Origin of the sequence: Stieleria mannarensis (assembly GCF_014154935.1) — a bacterium.
Classification (GTDB): domain Bacteria; phylum Planctomycetota; class Planctomycetia; order Pirellulales; family Pirellulaceae; genus Stieleria; species Stieleria mannarensis.
Genome location: NZ_JACEHH010000018.1, coordinates 97,162 through 114,234, shown reverse-complemented (window position 1 = coordinate 114,234; position 17,073 = coordinate 97,162). Strand labels below are relative to the sequence as shown.

The 17,073-nt window shown below is 61.2% G+C and carries 11 protein-coding genes; 6 read left to right on the top strand and 5 right to left on the bottom strand.

Features of this window, described 5'->3' with window-relative positions:
• Nucleotides 1-190 precede the first annotated feature (190 nt).
• Nucleotides 191-1,228 carry an aldo/keto reductase gene (locus H1B37_RS14085; protein ID WP_182867297.1) on the top strand — a complete coding sequence of 346 codons (1,038 nt, stop codon included), beginning with the start codon at nt 191-193 and terminating at the stop codon, nt 1,226-1,228.
• A gap of 24 nt (nt 1,229-1,252) precedes the next feature.
• Here the strand turns inward: H1B37_RS14085 and H1B37_RS14080 are convergent, their stop codons facing one another.
• A complete protein-coding gene (locus tag H1B37_RS14080) occupies nt 1,253-1,657 on the bottom strand; it encodes a DUF4430 domain-containing protein (protein WP_182867296.1) in 405 nt (134 codons plus the stop codon).
• Between the two features lie 153 nt (nt 1,658-1,810).
• Nucleotides 1,811-2,167, bottom strand: a complete 357-nt coding sequence (locus H1B37_RS14075; protein ID WP_182867295.1) for a hypothetical protein — start codon at nt 2,165-2,167, stop codon at nt 1,811-1,813.
• 279 nt (nt 2,168-2,446) lie between these two features.
• Between H1B37_RS14075 and H1B37_RS14070 the strand changes: the two genes are divergently transcribed.
• Complete coding sequence (locus H1B37_RS14070) at nt 2,447-3,403, top strand: cytochrome c (protein ID WP_182867294.1); 957 nt, start codon at nt 2,447-2,449, stop codon at nt 3,401-3,403.
• Here H1B37_RS14070 and H1B37_RS14065 read toward each other — a convergent pair whose 3' ends face one another.
• Complete coding sequence (locus tag H1B37_RS14065) at nt 3,404-4,540, bottom strand: c-type cytochrome (RefSeq protein WP_182867293.1); 1,137 nt, start codon at nt 4,538-4,540, stop codon at nt 3,404-3,406. It abuts the gene before it with no gap.
• Nucleotides 4,541-4,599: 59 nt separating this feature from the next.
• Nucleotides 4,600-7,923 (bottom strand): PVC-type heme-binding CxxCH protein, encoded by a 3,324-nt coding sequence (locus H1B37_RS14060; protein WP_353620839.1) that lies wholly within the window; start codon nt 7,921-7,923, stop codon nt 4,600-4,602.
• Between the two features lie 371 nt (nt 7,924-8,294).
• Here H1B37_RS14060 and H1B37_RS14055 point away from each other — a divergent pair, with 371 nt between their 5' ends.
• The 4 genes from H1B37_RS14055 to H1B37_RS14040 are packed head-to-tail and all read left to right on the top strand — an operon-like array spanning nt 8,295 to nt 13,173.
• A complete protein-coding gene (locus tag H1B37_RS14055) occupies nt 8,295-11,273 on the top strand; it encodes an anaerobic glycerol-3-phosphate dehydrogenase subunit C (RefSeq protein WP_182867292.1) in 2,979 nt (992 codons plus the stop codon).
• 14 nt (nt 11,274-11,287) lie between these two features.
• Nucleotides 11,288-11,530, top strand: coding sequence for a MoaD/ThiS family protein (locus tag H1B37_RS14050; RefSeq protein ID WP_286177752.1), 243 nt, complete (start codon nt 11,288-11,290; stop codon nt 11,528-11,530).
• Between the two features lie 36 nt (nt 11,531-11,566).
• The gene (locus H1B37_RS14045) at nt 11,567-11,995 is read left to right on the top strand and encodes a molybdenum cofactor biosynthesis protein MoaE (RefSeq protein WP_182867290.1); all 429 of its coding nucleotides are present in this window, start codon (nt 11,567-11,569) and stop codon (nt 11,993-11,995) included.
• Nucleotides 11,992-13,173 carry an aminotransferase class V-fold PLP-dependent enzyme gene (locus H1B37_RS14040; protein ID WP_182867289.1) on the top strand — a complete coding sequence of 394 codons (1,182 nt, stop codon included), beginning with the start codon at nt 11,992-11,994 and terminating at the stop codon, nt 13,171-13,173. Before H1B37_RS14045 ends, H1B37_RS14040 begins: the two co-directional genes overlap by 4 nt.
• Before the next feature lie 119 nt (nt 13,174-13,292).
• Here H1B37_RS14040 and H1B37_RS14035 read toward each other — a convergent pair whose 3' ends face one another.
• Nucleotides 13,293-17,021 (bottom strand): PVC-type heme-binding CxxCH protein, encoded by a 3,729-nt coding sequence (locus tag H1B37_RS14035; RefSeq protein ID WP_182867288.1) that lies wholly within the window; start codon nt 17,019-17,021, stop codon nt 13,293-13,295.
• Between the last annotated feature and the right edge of the window lie 52 nt (nt 17,022-17,073).

The following is a 17,073-nucleotide window of genomic DNA, read 5'->3' as shown; positions in this document are numbered from 1 at the left end:
CCGCCGCCTTCTCATTCTGCCGTCCTCTGCTGAAATCCAGGGCCGACATTCCAAACGAGGTTTGCGTAGACGATCGCCGGGCATTCGCACGTAAAGCCACGCATAACGGCCACTGGTTGGGGATCGCCGGCAAACGTGTTAAAAGAATAGCCGCTTGGATGAGTTGAGTTTTTTTCCCGAGAGCACTTCGATGCAGCAACGTAGACTTGGACGCAGTGGAATCGTCGTCAGCGACATTTGTATGGGCACGATGACATTTGGGCTTCAGTGCGACGAAGCGCTCAGTCATCGCATATGCGACACCGCCTTTGACGCCGGGATCGATTTTTTTGATGCCGCCGAAATTTATCCCGTTCCGCCCTCGGCCGAGCGTGTCGGGGTGACCGAACAAATCGTGGGCCGTTGGTTGAAGACAAAGCCGCGCGAATCGGTGATCGTCGCGACCAAAGTGACCGGCCCCGGTCACGGCTGGTTCAAGCCCCCGGTCCGCCACGGAAAGACCGCACTGGATCGCACTCAAATCGTCCAGGCCTGCGAAGATTCACTCCGTCGACTCGGCACGGACTACATCGATCTGTACCAGACCCACTGGCCCGACCACGGCATGCCGTACGAGGAGGTGTTGGGGGTGCTGACGGAACTGCGTGACGAGGGCAAGGTGCGTGCGATCGGTGCCAGCAACGAGACCTGCTGGGGCATGATGAAGGCGTGTTGGGCGGCGGACGTCTGTGACGTCGACCGCTACGAAACCGTGCAAAATAATTTCAGCCTGATCAATCGTCGCTGTGAGAGTGAACTGGCGCAGGTCTGTCGCCGCGAAGGCATTTCGCTGTTGCCCTATTCGCCGCTGGGCGGGGGCGTGCTGACGGGCAAGTACCAGGACGGTCCGCCACCGGGAGCTCGCTTTACCGACTACCTGACCGGCGACGGAGAACGTCAAAAGCGGATGGCAAAACGGTTCGTCAACGACCGCACGCTGGAAACCACCGATCGGTTGATGGAGATTGCCAAGAGCATCGGCGTCAGCGTCACCGCCTTGGCGGTCGCTTGGAGTCGTCAACACGATTTTGTCGCCTCGACCATCATCGGCGCCACCTCGGTCGAACAGCTCAACGAATCGCTCGAGGCCCGCGATTTAATCTTGACCGAAGAGACGCTGGGGCGGATCGATGAAGTCGATTTCGAAATCCCCAACCCGATGACCGAAGACGGGCTCCGTCGGCTGTAGCCGTGCCGTCTGCCCGCGGAGCGATTACGGCGTCTCCATCTCAAACGCGCCGTAGGACCAAGTCACCGTGGTCGGCGGATGCAACACGGTTTGGCCGATGCCTTGGTTGGCAAATTCTCCGTCGACCTTGAACGTCCAGCCCTGAGTGGCGTCGGTTTGCACGTCGCCGATCGAATCGACAAATGCGGTCGTTCCGCTACCCGAGACGCTGACTGGAACCTCTTCAACCATCCGCATCACCGATTCAAGCGTCGCCCCGTCGGCGACATCCGGGACTTGGATCGATCGCTTGTCCGTGTCACCGGACAGGATCTCAACGGTCACAACGCCGACGTTTGCGTCGGCCGCCGGCGGTGGCGGCGTACGACTGCAACCGACGGCGATCAATGTGATCAGGAGGCCGGTTGAAACGTTGAAAAGTGTGCGCACGAAACGAATCCACGTTTGGATGTGAGGAAGAATTGTGGCAGTTCATGCCAGCACGTTGCGTTAACGGCCTGTTGATTTAGTGAGCCGACGGCTCAGTTTGTGATCGAAAGGAGGTGACAGGCCGCTCGTTCACGCGTCCCGCTGGCAGTGCGTTCAATTGGTGTGGATGGAGCTGCCGTCGGAAAGCTTGCTCAGGAAATCCGGCAGGATGCCGACGTAGCAATTGCAGTGTTTGCAAACGCTGGCCGCCGCGCTGATCGCAACGCCGCAGCGTGAGCACGGCCGCAGCTTGGGTTCGCGTTTCGCCGGCGGCGTGGGGGTCGCCGGGCCATCGCCCAGGATCCGCACCACGGCCGTGTCGGTCACGTCTTTTCGTACTTGATATCCGAAGACGAATTTTTCGCTGCAGCGCGGGCAGCGGACCGTTTCGCCGATCAGGTTCGTCCCACCACGCAGCTTATGTCCACGCGGGCATCGGCACGTGATGCGTTCGTTTTCTTGTTTATCCACTTAATCGTTCCCCTCGTAATTGGTGCGAATCCCTTCACTCTCCTATCAACCCCGATCACCCGGGCAGGTTTCGATTGGATCCGGGGCGCGGGATCATTCGTCGCCGCGACTTTGGTCTTGGCGGATTCAACCAGACCAGCCTTCCTGCCCGCAAACCCCCGCTTGGGCCGTCACCTCTTCACCATCCTTTATCGGACACTCGGCACCGGTTTCTTTGCGGTGCTAGACTGAACTACACTGACGGAAACCATCCTGCCATTGCACCGGTCGAGCCCCGTGATGAAACCCCGAAATCGCACCTTTCGTGCCGCCCTTTTGCTGTCCGGATCGGTGTTTTTTTCCACCCACGCGTACCTCGCCTGGGGCGAAGAAAAACGTGCCCCGAAGCCAAAATTTTCTGCCGATGCCACCCAAGGCATTTTCTTTGACTCCGTCGGCGATGCGATCCGCGGCCAACGACCGACGCTGCAGGAGTTGAGAAAGCAAAACGCCCCGTCCACGTTGGCGGCAACCACCACCCCCGAGGACGGTGGCAAGGCCGATGCCGGGCGATGGGACAAGTTGATTTCCCCGACTTCGATCGAGGACGAGATCAAACGCGTGAAACTGCATTACGATTCCGTCGTCACCCAGCCCGGACCGTTTAAGAGCGGCGGCTATGAGGACGCGCGGTTGGATTTGATGGTGATGAGCAGCCTGTTTGCGATCATCACCGAGTACCAGGGCGACGTGCGGTGGAAAGATGACGCGGCCGTCGCTCGTGACCTGCTGGGGCGAACGGCGTTCAATTGCAACGCCGGCACCAACCAGGTGTTCAACGAGGCGCGGGCCCGTAAGGACGACTTGCAAGACTTGATGTCGGGCACCGGACTACGTGGGGGCAAAGCCGCCGAGAGCAACGATTGGGCGTCGATCGCCGACCGAGCGCCGTTGATGGAATACGCCGAAATATTGAAGGAACAACTGCGCACCGCCACCAACAGTGCCGACGACGTCAAAGCCGAACCGAGTGACGTCCGCCGCCCGGCCGAATTGCTGGCGATCATCGGCCGCATCCTGGTCGCCGAAGGCATGGACGACGCCGATGACGAAGACTATGCCGCACTCAGCGAAGCGATGACCAAAGCCGCCCGGGGCGTCACCCGTGGCTTGGAACTGGACGACTACAATGCGATCAGCCAAGCCGTCGGCGCGGTCACCCAGTCCTGCGACGACTGTCACGGCCAGTACCGCTGATCAGCCTTTCTTCTTCAGCGTCATCATGTATTCCACGATGTCGACCAACCCCTGTTGGCCGGTGATGTGATGCAGATTCTCCGGCATGATCGATTTGTCGCTCTTCTTGATCGTCACCACGTCCTCGCCGGGGATCGTTCGATCGATCGCATCGGCCGTTCGGATCACAACTTCGTTGTCGGTTTGTGAGATTTTCAGGCCCGTGATCACCTGACCTTCTTCGGTCAACACGCTGAAGTTTTCATAGTTGTGGCTGATGCCGGCACTGGGGGCCAAGACGGCCGTCAGCATCGCTTCACGCGAAAGTTTGGTTCCGATCTCGGACAGATTCGGCCCGACGTCTTTGCCGTAGTCATTGACGATGTGACAGTTGGCACAGGTCGCTTCGCCGCGGAACAATTTTAACCCGGCGGCGACATCACCGCGTTGCTTGGCCAATTCATCGATCGGCGGCAGCGGCTTGGCGTCCTTGGAGGCCGGTTGCGGAAGCACTTTGGCGGCGGCATCGCGGATGCCACTGTCCTTGCTGCGTGAGAGCAACGCACCGGCGATTAGAAACGTGTCGCCGACGAGTGTTTTTTCGGTTGCCAATTCGACCAGTCGTTTTTCACCGCCTTGGGATTTTGTTAATCCGGCGACGGCGGCACGGCGTTGGTCAAACGGACGCTCGGCGTCGCTGGCAACCTCGGCAAGGAAATGGATCGCGCGGCCGTTGCCCAGCAATCCGAGCGCTTCGATGACAGAAAGCGACTGGTCGGTTGAATTCAACAGTCGGCGAATCGCTTTCCGTCCGGCCTCCAGTTCCAACAACAGATCGGCCGACTGGACCGCCGACGATCGGTCCTGGCCGACCAACGTTTTGACCAACTGGGTTTCAATCCCATCGGGTTTGAATCGCTTGACCAATCGCATGAACTCCGGCGTCCCCTGGCTGCGCCGGATCTGACGCTTGACCGCCTGGGCGACCGCGGGATCGGACCGGTAGTCATAACCGCTGATCCGCTCGACCGCTCGCACGATGATGGCATCCTGGCGGGCCTGGGCTAGGTCGGCCCGTGAGTCGGTGTCAGCGGCCCGCGCCGGCGGCGAGACAAGAATCAGCAATGCAGCGGTCAGGGTCAACGAGTGAACTTTCATCGTCATCGGGGGAAGGTGGGGGGAGAGAAGTGTCGGACAGATCAACCAGGCCGGTGCGTTCAGGGGAGCAACCGCCGCAGCGCCGCACCGCGAACGTCTGAATCATGGAATTCAAGGCTGCGGAAGTAGCGATCGGTTTCTTGCAGCGGCCGGTCGGGATCGGCGATCAACGCGACCATCGCGTCGGCCGCCTTGGGGGCCCGCACGCGCCACACCAGGTCTCGGCCGGCGGGGGTGTCCCAGCGTCCGTTGACGGCGTCCAGGTAGGCGTCGAAACATTCGGCGGCGCGGACGTCGCTGCCGATCCCCAGTGCTTCCAGGTACCAACGGTCGTGGCCATCGTAGGCCGTCGCCAGTTTGGCCCAAAGCGATGGCATGGCATCGCCGGTGTCGTAACGAAGGGCGACGGCAAGTTCACGTCGGACGGCCGCGGACGGGTCATCGGCCGCATCGGCCAACCAACGCGAGGGCTTGTCGGTCAGTTGCTTGGCCAACCGGATCGCCGTGATGCGAAGATCGGGATTCGAATCGGCCAGCGCCTCGGCGACATAATGTTCGCCACGCCCCTCGATCTTGCCGAGCAACCACAGCGCGCGGGCACGCAGTCGTGGGTTCGCATCGGCATAAAGTTCCAAGAGCGCAGGTTCCGCCATTTGCCCCATCGCGTGCAGTGATCGCCAAGCCCGCGCCCGCACCGCCAGGTTGGGGTTTCGCAGCGCGTCGACGGCTCCGCGGGGCGTCGTGAAGTCGAACGTCGGGATTTTGTAATCGGTTCCCGGAGGTGCCAGCCGGAACAGCCGGCCGCGATCCGAGTCGCCTTGACGGTGCCCTCCCACGCCGGGATCGTACCAATCGGTCACGAATAGTGAACCGTCCGGCGCGGTGCAGACGTCGGCGGGGCGAAACCAACGATCGGCGGTGCCCGTCATCAGCGGTTCGATCGTCGCGCTGTAACCGGCGCCGTCGGGTTTGGACGGGTAGGCGCGAACCATGTTGGGGCCGGGGTCACAGTGAATGATCTGGTCCCAAAATCGTTTCGGCAGCAATCGGCCTTCGTAGAAACAGATTCCGCTGGGCGATCCGGCACCGGTTTGCAACATGTTGGGGACGACGCCGGGGTCGTTCAGGTGCCAGTGACGGTGCATGATTTCAGCTTCCTGGTTGATCCGCGGTTCGCGCCAGCCGCCACCGGTGATTTCGTCGCGATAGCCGTAATTGCCATGCTCCATGACGAAGTTGATGCGGGTTCCGCGGTTGCCGTCGTCGTCGTTGTCACTTTGCCAAAGCGTTCCGAACGAATCGACAGTCGTTTCCCAGTTGTTGCGAAAGTTGTGGGCCAGGACTTCGAAATTCGACCCGTCCAGATCGCAACGAAAGGGCATGCCGCCGAAAAGCGGTGCCCCGTTGTCGATCACCGCCCGGCCATGAATGTCGATGACTGTTTCACCGTCGGCGTCTTTGACCTGCTCGCCGGTGTTGCCGAAGTTCCAGTAGAGTTTTCCGTCGGGGCCGAACAAGAACGAGTGACCGGAGTGGTCGTGTTGTGGGTTGCCGACACCAGTGAACATCGCCGTCTTGCTGTCCGGCACGTCGTCTCCATCGGTATCAACGAAACGCCAGACGTTGGGCGATGCGGTCACGATGACATCCGCCCCGGTCGCATTTTCGAGCACGCAGATGCCCATCGCCGAATCGATGTCACGGCCCTGGTAAAAGGTCTTGGCGTCGTCCATGACCCCGTCGCCGTCGGTGTCCTCCAGGATCAAGATCCGATCGCCTTCGGGCCGTGATCCCTGGTTGCGTCGATAGTTCATCACGTCACAGACCCAGACGCGTCCGCGCGAATCGATGTCCAGATTGGTCAGGCTGCGGAGCAGCGGTTCGCTGGCCGCCAGGGTCGCTTCCAGGCCTTCGGCGATGGTGATGCCGGCGATCGCGTTGCCGGGGTCGCGTTGGTCGCCGTCGCTTGTATTGTCCGGGGCGCTGCCGAGGGTTGGGGGGACGGCGCCGGCGTAGACCGCCAAGCGAACGCTCGTGGTTGCCCCACCATTCTGGCTCGTGCCGCCGGTGTCCAACGCGCCGGTCACCGTCAACCGATTGAAACCGGAGGGGAGTTTGAAATGGATCACGCTATCGGCGTGCGTTCCGATGGCATCCTTTCCGATCACCTGGCCGTCGACCGACCAGGGTTTTCCGCTGCAATTGGCGTTCTTTTTGACACTGCCCCAACCGCTGGTCGCCGATTGCCAGCCCAATTCGACCAGCGACTTCGATCCGTCCGGACCGTGAATGGTCGGATCAACCCAGTCCACCCAATCGCATGCGAAGCCGTCACCGCCGTCGTCGACGATCAAATACAAATCCGACACGCCCTCGATCGACGCATCGATCTCGACGCGGTGCCGCTTGGTTTCGCTGGTCAACCTTCCGGAGAGATAGATCGGCTTGGCAGATTCACCTTGAATTGTCTTTTTTTTTTCGGCCGTCAGCTGAAACCGCTCTGCCGTGGCTTTTTCGTCAAAATCCTTGGGACGGTCGTAGTCTTGGTCTTCCAGCAACCGTTTGATTCCGACCGATTCTTCTCCCAACGACGATCCGTCCGGCCCGATCGTTTCTCCGGCGGTCCACAGGATGGCGTTGGTCACCAAGCGTCGCACGTCGTCGTTGCCCCAGTTCCAATGCCAGTGACCGCCGGTGAATCCGAAGGATCGACCACCATCGACGCGATCGTAAGCCCAGGCGACCGTTTGGGGCTCGCCGGCGGCAACACTCTTGCGGACATGCGGGTTGCCGCTGTGATGGCCGTCGGGACGTTTCATCGTGTGATCCGGGGCGACCGCGGACAAGATCGGCGTCACCTTGCCCAGCTCCGTGAAACGCAGGTGAAAATACCACTCGTCGTCAGTGGCAAACGGCCGCACGCCACGTGTGATCGGGTGGTCGGGAAGCGATTTGAACTCCGCCACCCAGTGCGGGTTGACGCTGTAATCGACTTCAAAGTGCCCGCCCAACAGTTCCTCCCAGTCTTTGCCCGACTCGCCCGGAAGCATTTCCACCGCATAATGCAAACACACCAGTCCGACGCCTTCGGAGAGACGTTTGCGGAGTTGGTCGCGGTGGTCCATGGCAACATGTCGGCGACCGCCGTCGCTGTAGATCACGATCGTGTCCGCCGCGGCGACCAGTTCGTCCGACGGCCAACCGCGGACAAGGGTGACCTGGACGTTGTCACTGCTTTGTTCGATCGCGTCTTGCAGGATGCGAAGTCCCGCAAAGTGTTCGTGCGCGCCGTAGCGGTGCGAGGGTGCCCCGGCGACCATCAAGATCTGTTTCTGCTCCGCTTCGGCTGCGACCGCCGCTGCCATCCATCGGCCAGCACACACGCAGAACATCAGTGGGGCGAGAACAAGAACCAGCCGAATTCGATGTCGACACATCATTTTGGAAAAGCCTCACAAGGTGGGGGCGGGGCGGGGGCGGAAATCGCACCAAGACGCGGGAGATCGATCAGTTTAGCAACAACCGGAACAGGGGTGGGGGCACTGGTATCAGGTTTCAGGTTTCAGGTTTTTCCCGATCTTTACGTGTCACCCAATTTCGTGTCCGCCCCCCTTGCTTCCGTCCCGACCTAGCCCCCCCATCACTCCCAACTCCCAACTCCCAACTCCCAACTCCCAACTCCCAACTCCCAACTCCCAACTTGAAACTAAACCATCTGGTTGACTTGGGACGCTCGATGGGGTCGAACTAATGCATGGAAATCGACCGACAACGCATTCAAGACGACTTGCGGGGGATCGTTCGTGGCGACGTGATGTGCGATTCCGTATCGACGACGTTGTACGCGACCGACGCAAGCATTTATGAGATCCAGCCGATCGGCGTGGTGCGACCGCGTTCGGCGGCCGACGTGGTCGCGTTGGTCCAGTATGCCGGCGAACAGGATCTGCCGATTCACCCCCGAGGCAGCGGCAGTGGGGTGTCGGGGGAATCGGTCGGCCCCGGACTGGTGGTCGATTTTTCACGTTACATGCGGCGGATGCAATTCGATCCGTTGAAAACGGTGGCCATGGTGCAGGCCGGTCTGACGATCGCCGAACTCAATCGCAACCTTAAACCGATGGGTCGCTGGTACGGCCCCGACCCGGCGACCCGCAGCATCACGACGATGGGCAGTGTGTTGGCGACCAACGCCTCGGGCAGCCACTATCTGCGCAGCGGCTCGGCCCGCGACAACATCCAGTCGCTGCGTTTTGTGACCGTCGACGGCGAGTTGCTGGATGTGTCGAAACATCACCCCGACGATCCGGGAACGCTCGGGCGGCTGGCGCGTGGACTGATGGAAATCCAGACGCAATATCAAAGCTGCCTGGAACAATTCAAGGACGCCCCGCCGGCGCGGGGGGGCTATCGATTCGATTCGCTGGTCGACGATCTGGGACGCGTCGATTTGGCCAAGTTCTTGGTGGGCACCCAGGGAACGCTGGGGCTGATCGTCGACGCGACGGTGAAAACCGAACCGATCCCCAAGCACCGCGGCGTGGTGATGCTGTTCTTTCACCGCTTGGAATCGGCCGCCCGCTGTGCCGTGCGGTCGTTGGGTCACGGGCCGGTGGCGTGTGACTTGATGGGGCGCCGATTGTTGGGGATCGCACGGGAAACCGAGCGGCAATTTGAAAGTGTGTTGCCGCAAGAAGCCGAAGCGATGTTGTTGCTTGAGCTGCAAGGCGACTCGCTGGCGGAGTTGACCGACCGCATCGAAATCCTCCGCGAAGAGCTCTCCCGCGGCCCCGATTCGGCCTTCGTCGCCCATGCGGCGACCGACCAAGCGACCCGGGACCGCTACTGGGCGTTGTGCCGACGGGTCACGCCGCGGCTGAGTCGATTGAAGGGTCCGGGGATGCCGATTCCGTTCACCGAGGACATCGCGGTACCGGCCGAGAAGTTGCCCGAGGCGTTGGCGGCGATTCAAAAAACCTTGCGTGACAACGAGTGCACGGCGACAGTGTTCGCCCACGCCGGCCACGGTCATTTGCATGTCCGACCGTTTATCGATTTGTCGTCCGCCGATGAACGCAAAAAGATCCGACGCGTCGCCGAGCAAGTGGCCGAAGTGGTCTGGAAATTCAAAGGGCAGGTCAGCGTCGAACACGCCGCCGGGTTGAGCCGCAGCGCGCTGTTGCCGAAACAGTTCGGTGAGTTTTGGCCGGCGATGGGCCAGATCAAACGGCTGTTCGATCCGCATCACCGGCTGAACCCCGGCAAGCTGTTCGGCGCCGTGCTTCAGCAGCCCAACGAAAACATCCGCCCGATCGGCGAGTCGATCGAGGTGTCCACCGAAACGCGAACGTTGATCAAAGCCACCGACCGAATCGTCCAGGTCGCGCGGTTGCAGAACGCCGCCGTTCCCGAGTTGCCGGTGCTGCAGCAGTGGTCACCGAACGAGATGATCGACGTTGTCGCACAGTCGTGTAACGGATGCGCGCGATGCAGAACGACGGCGCGGTCGGAGCGTCAGTGTCCGGTGTTTCGCGCGACGCGCAGCGAAGAGGCGTCTCCGCGGGCCAAAGCGAACTTGTTGCGCGGTGTGTTGAGCGGCAAGATCGACGTCGAAGCGCTGACCGGTGATCGCGCCAAAGCGGTCGCGGACCTTTGTTTCAATTGCCATCAGTGTCGTGTCGAGTGCCCGGCGACGGTCGACATTCCCAAGATCGTCGGCGAATTGAAGGCCCAGTATGTGGCCACCAACGGGCAACCGCTGTCGGACCGATTGCTCTGTCGGCTGGACACGGTCGCCGCGGTCGGGTCGCGGTTTCCCTGGATCGCCAACCTGTTGATCCGCAACGGGTTCTCACGCTGGTTGGCAGAAAAGTTGTTCGGGTTGTCGGCCGCGCGAGAATTGCCGTCGATCGCATCGGGCAGTTTCATGCGTTATTCCTCGCGCCGACGCTGGACGAAACCGCCGGCCGGCGATGGCGTCAAAGTGCTGTACTTTGTGGACCACTATGCCAACTACCACGACCCCGACATCGGCCGCGCGCTGGCGGAGATCCTGCAACAAAATGGCATTGCGATCTATGTGCCCACGTCCCAGACCGGTAGCGGCATGGCGCGGATCACCGCCGGCGACTTGAAGGGCGCCCGACGGATCGCCCGCAAGAATGTGCGGATGTTGTCCGAAGCGGTCCGATCGGGATACAAAATCGTCGCGACCGAACCCGCCGCGGTGCTGTGCCTGAAACACGAATACCCCAACTTGCTGGACGACGAAGACGCTCACCTGGTAGCCCGCAACGCGTATGAAGGGTGCGAGTTTCTGCGCGAGCTGCACGCCGACGGGAAACTCGATCGCCAGTTCCAAGCGGTCGACCTGGAATTCGCCTATCACCGCCCCTGCCATTTGCGGGTGTTGGATCCGGACATCGCGTCGATCGAGTTGTTGAACCTGATCCCGGGCGTGCGCGTCGATCATGTCGAAGGCGGCTGCAGCGGGATGGCGGGCACCTGGGGATTGCAACGCAAGAATTATCGCAATAGCCTGCGCGTCGGTTGGCCGATGATTTCGGCGATGCGCGGCAGCGGACGGCGACTCGCTTGTACCGAATGCAGCGCCTGTAAAATGCAGATCGAACATGGGACCCAGCTGCACACCATTCACCCCCTGAAACTGCTCGCGTATGCCTACGGCCGACTGCCGAAGGTCGGCGAGGAACTCGGATTGCCGCCCGGATGAGGCCCCCAGTGTCGATGCAGATTCTGCTGTTTGCCGGTGTCCGTGACGCCGCCGGCTGCGACGTCATCGAAGTCACCGTCGATCCACCGGCGACCGCGGCGATGTTGATCGATGCCGTCGCGGCACAGGTCCCCGCGGCGGCCCAGCTGATCGGCGTCAGCCGGCTGGCCGTCGATGGCCAATACGTCGCCGGTGATCACGTCGTCGAGCGTGGCGACGCCGAACTCGCGTTGATCCCGCCGGTCAGTGGCGGTTAGCGCTCTGGCAACCATTGACTTTCAAACGACCGATTCATGATTTTGATTCGCCTGGTTCAGTCACCGATCGAGCTCTCGGATTGGTCGTCCACGATCGACGACCCGGACACGGGCGCGCACGCCTGGTTCGCCGGTGTGACGCGGCGGAAAACGACCACCGAGGGAGGACGCGTCCGGATCACCAAAACGCTCCACTACCAGGCGCATGAATCCATGGCCCTCGGACAATTGCAACAACTGGCCGAACAAGCCATGCGGACTTATTCTCTGGCCGCCGTTGTGATCGTGCACCGCTTGGGCGAAGTCCCCCTGGGGCAAGCGAGTGTGCTGGTCGGATGCAGCAGCGCCCACCGCCGTGACGCCTTTTCGGCACTGCCCTGGATCATGGACCGGCTGAAAGCGGACGTGCCGATCTGGAAACGGGAAACGTTTGCCGACGATTCGACCGAGTGGATTCATCCATGACCCGACGCATCTACTTGGACCATGCCGCGACGTGCTATCCGAAATCGCCGGTCATCCTGGACGCGATGCACGACTTTTCGATGCATCACGAGGCGGCGGTCGGACGAGGCGCCTACCGGGCGTCGCAACACGCCGGCCAGATCATCGCGCGGTTGCGGCGCGAACTCGCTGCTTGGATCGGTGCCGCCGGCGACCAAGAAATCTCATTGCATCCCGGCGGCACGGCTGCCTTGAACGCGGGCCTGTTGGGGATCTTGAAAAGCGGAGATCACGTCGTCACGACGGCGGCCGAGCACAACAGCGTGCTCCGGCCACTGCAACACCTGGTCGCAAATAACGTGATCACTTGGACCGTGGTGCCGGTCGATGCACAGGGGCAAGTCAGTGCCGACGCCGTGCTTGCGGCGGTCACTCCCCAGACACGCATGGTCGCGGTCGTCCATGCCGCCAACGTCAATGGTGCCGTCCAGCCGGTCGATGCGATCGGTCGGCGGCTGGTCGATCGCTTCGATCCAGCGTCCAAGCCGCTGTTGTTCTGCGACGCCGCCCAAACGTTCGGGCACCTGCCGCTTTCGGTCACCCAAGCCCACATCGACGTGCTGGCCGCGCCGGGGCACAAGGGCGGCTCTGGACCACTGGGAACCGGGTTCTTGTATGTCCGCCGCGAAGCTCAAGATCGAATCCGTCCCACGGTGTTCGGTGGGACCGGCACACGTTCGGAATCGCTGGAGATGCCGCACGATTACCCGGCAAGTTTTGAAGCCGGCAATCTGAACGTCCCCGCCTACGCCGGATGGCTGGCCGGGCTCCGCAGCCGACGCGATCACGCCTCGCCACAGGAGACGCTCGCGACTTCACAGGGCAGGTTGGCCGAACTGGCGAGCGAACTTTACAGCGGGTTGGATCAGGTTCCAGGCGTCCGTGTGATCGGACGCCCCCACGTTCCCGTCCTGCCGGTGGCCAGCCTCGCGATCGACGGGCTTGCGGCCGGCGATGCGGCCATGATCCTGGACAGCGAATTCGGGATCGAAGTCCGCTCGGGGTTGCACTGCGCGGCGTTGATCCACGCGGCAATCGATTCGCCCGCCGATGGAACCGTGCGAATCAGCTGCGGCGAAACGACGATGCGAGAGGAGTTGGAGAGTTTGTTCGCGGCATTGGCGGAGCTGAGTCGGTGAATTGAGTGGGATAGGCTTCTAGCCTGTCATCCAGCTTTTGCCGGCTGCGAGACGCGTTCCAAGGCTCCGCCTTGGAACGCAATCTTCATGCCTCTCTCACTTGCGTTCTGCCCGCCGGGTCACTCGCCGAACACGACGGCCTGGTACAGGTGGAACGTGCCTTCGCCGTCCAACCCGATCCGCAGGTATTGCGCCTGGGTGCCGTCGGGGAAGTCGATCATCCAGTCGCCCTTCAGCTTGTCGGCTTTCCAGACCTGTCGGTAATCCTCACCATCGGGACTGACCCAAACGGTCAGCCCTTTGGCGCGGGAATGGAATTGGCTGGACAATCGATTCCGCAGCATCAAGTGCTTCAGCGTCGCGGGTTCTTGCAAACGGATCGTGACGTAAGGCGACTCGGCATCATGGTCGCTGTGAAAGGCGAAGTCGAAATCCTCTCGCCCGACGGGGGTCAGCAACAAGTGCGGGTCCGAGTTCCACGTGCCGTTGCCGAAGTGCGGGCCGAGTTTGATCGCGGCGTCGTGGGAGATTTCGACCGCCCCGTTGTGCGTCCGCAGCTTCGGTTGGTTGCGATACTTGGCGCTGGTCCACCCCCGGCGTGAAACCTTGGTGACGTCTCGCTGGGCGGACAGGTAGGCGATCAAGTCGAGTGCCTGGATCGGCGCGATTTGTTTTAGCAATCCTTCCGGCATCGAACTGGCTTTCATCGGTTTTTCGATCTCGATGTCATCGATCGGGATGTCGACTTGCTTTCCGTTGGCGATGCCCAGGGAAAGCGTGTCATCAGTCTTTGCGATCACAAAACCGTTGAACGTATCGCCGTCAACGGTCAGGATGTTGACCGTCTCGTAGCCTTTGCTGATCTCGTCGTTGGGCATCACGATCGATCGAATGATCTTTTCTTTGTCGAACCGTGAACCGACGTCGGACAGATCGGGGCCGAACTTTTTGCCCAGGTCACCGATTTGGTGGCAGGCCGAGCAGACTTGTTTGAACACGTCTTCGCCTAGGCCGGCGCTGCCGCCACGGAGCCCGGCCAGGGTTTTGATGGCGGCGTTGCGGTCTTGCGGGGACGCATCGACATCGTCGGCGATTTCCAGGGGAACGACGGCCGCGCCGCCGGGGCCGGACATGCGTTGATACCGCAAAAAGTACGCCTTGGCTTGCTCGCTGCTGTTGGCCAAAAAGTCGTCGGACTTCTGAGCTTTCGACCAAGCGGGCTCGAGGGCGTTCAGGGTGTGTTCAAGGGTGTAATCGATCCAATAATCCATCGGGTGATTCGTCACCGACAAGGCCAGCTCGGTCGCATCGGGGGTTTCCAGAAAGCTGATCCCGCGGACGGCTTCCAGACGAACCCGCGGATGCGGATCCGAGGTCGCGGCGGCCAAGTAATCGTGTGCGGCGTCGATCCGCAACATCTCGTTGGTCACGGTATGGATCGCCGCAGCCCGGGCGCGATAGTCATCCGACGCCAGGATCCGATCGATCAAGTCCGCGTCGACGGCTCGGAAACTCTCCTGGATCCACATCGCCTCGCACAACCGTTGCGGGTCATCCGTGTCGGCAATCCAGTCGGCGATCGCCGCAAACACCTGTGGCTGGGGCCGATCGCGCAACACGCGTCGCACGCGATAGCGGGTGCGTAACTCGGGGACCAACAATTGGTCCAGCAGTTCGGATTCGCTCAGCTTGGTCAGATCGACGATGTCCAACAGCGGCTTGTTCTTGTTGACCAGACGATAAACGCGGCCGTGTGTGTGATCACGGTTCGGGTCACGTTGCGAATACTGCATGTGTCCGATCAAGGCGTTGCACCAATCGCCGAACCAAACCGCTCCATCGGGACCGATTTTCGGATCGACCGGGCGGAAGATCATGTCGGACGATGACAGCAGGTCTTCGACGCGTTCGCCTTCGTATCCGGCGCCGTCGGACTCGAATCGCAGATTGAATCGCGGCATTCCGTGCATGTTGATCACACAGGCATAGATGAATTGTCCTTGCATGTCGTCGGGCAGATGTCGCGACAACAGAAACTCGTTTCCGACCGCCGGGCGCATGCCATGGTTATCGAACACCGGCCGCAGCGTCTTGCGTGAATCAACTTCTTTGCCGGCCAGCGGTGCGATCCAGTGTTGCTTGGCGTTGGTGCCGTCACCGACGATCCCGTTGCCCCACTGGTCAAACACCAGACACCAGGGGTTGCCGTAACCCGGGGTGCGGTAGTGGCTGACCCGTTGGGAGATCGGATCGTAGACGTAGGCACCACCGGTGTTCTTGTTGCGGAACGGCCCCCAGGGTGTTTCCAGGGTGGTCGAAAGCGAGATGCCTTCGAGCATGTGCAGGTTGCCGCCGTGAGAAAACTCCCACGCGCCCATCGTGTGGTGGGTGTCATCGGTGGCGATGCCGTCGATCAATTGAATGACTTCATCGGCCTTGTCATCACCGTCGGTGTCTTTGAGGAACAGGATGCGTGGTTCGTCGACGACCAGCACGCCGCCGTCGTAGAATTCGAACCCGGTCGGACAGATCAGTTTGTCATAAAACGTTTTGCAGACATCGGCTTTGCCGTCCCCGTCGGTGTCTTCGAAAATCAGCAGCCGGTCGTCCGGCGGTGCGGCACCGGGTTGCCACTGCGGGTAGTTGGCCATGCACGAAACCCACAAGCGGCCTTGGGCGTCAAAGGCGATCTGATTGGGGTTGGCCAATTCGGGGAACTCGCGCTCGGAGGCAAACAACTGGACTTCCATGCCCTCGGGAACCGTCATCATCTCGATCGACTCTTCCGGCGTCGGATAAACGAGTTCCTTGGGTTCGCGCATCTCGCGAAAGCTGTCGCTGCGGGTGCCGAACATGGTTTCCGGGACGACGACTTGGCCGGTACCGGAATCGTCGGGTCGATCGGCGACGGGTTTGCCCTGGGCCAGATCCCAGATGTATTGATCACGCACGGCGACCATTTCTCGGATCTTGCGGTATTCACTGGGGAAGGTTTCCGTGTCCCAGGTCCGTCGTCCGCCATAGACATACCAACCGTTGAGCATTCGATAGTCTTGCAGGTGCAACCAGGATTTGTCGTTGACCCACTTGCGGACCGATTCGAACCGCGCGGCGTCCAACGTCAGCGAATCGCTGAACAGCGACCGGTCGAGCAATTCGGCGACCCAGCGGTCACCGGCTTCGTTCAGGTGCAGCCCGTTGATCGTGTATTGGTTGCCCGGCTGGGCATCGAAAGCCGCCAGGGATTCGGTGAACAGGTCGACGAAAGGCAACTTCTGTTCCGATGCCAGTTTCTCGATCGCGTCGCGGTATACCTTCAACGCCTTGTTCCGCGCGGCCGCGTCGGGATGCAGTCGATGGCCGGTGGACTCGAACGCGATCGGGCTGACGAGGACGAATTGAGCGTTGCCGCCGGAATAATTCGAGTTCAACAGCGCCAGATAATCGCGATAGGAAGCAATGAACGCCTCGACCGTGGCGTCATCGGTGCCCGCATAAGACTCGTTGGCACCGAAGAAACACAGGTAGGCCTGGGGAGCGAAGACGGCCAGCGGATCGTCGATCGTGGTGTAGCTGCCGGGCCGTTGACGGTTGCCGACCTCGTCGGCCGGCCAACAAAAATTGCGAAACCGAACGTCGGCTCCCGCGTGACGCAACTGGAACCGAGTCTCGAAGTTGCCGTACAAGTTCATCCGCTCACCGAGCGAATTGCCGACCGCCGCCAGCTTCAATCCCTTACGAATCTGAAGACGGGGTGATTGGGCGACGGCCCCAGGTGTGGTCGCTAAAAACTGACAGGCTGCCAAAACCAAAAACAGCGATACCGAACGATAGCCGAGACGTTTCATGGGGTCCCTGAAAATAGGAATGTCTTGGACGAAACACAGGTGGGATCAAGCA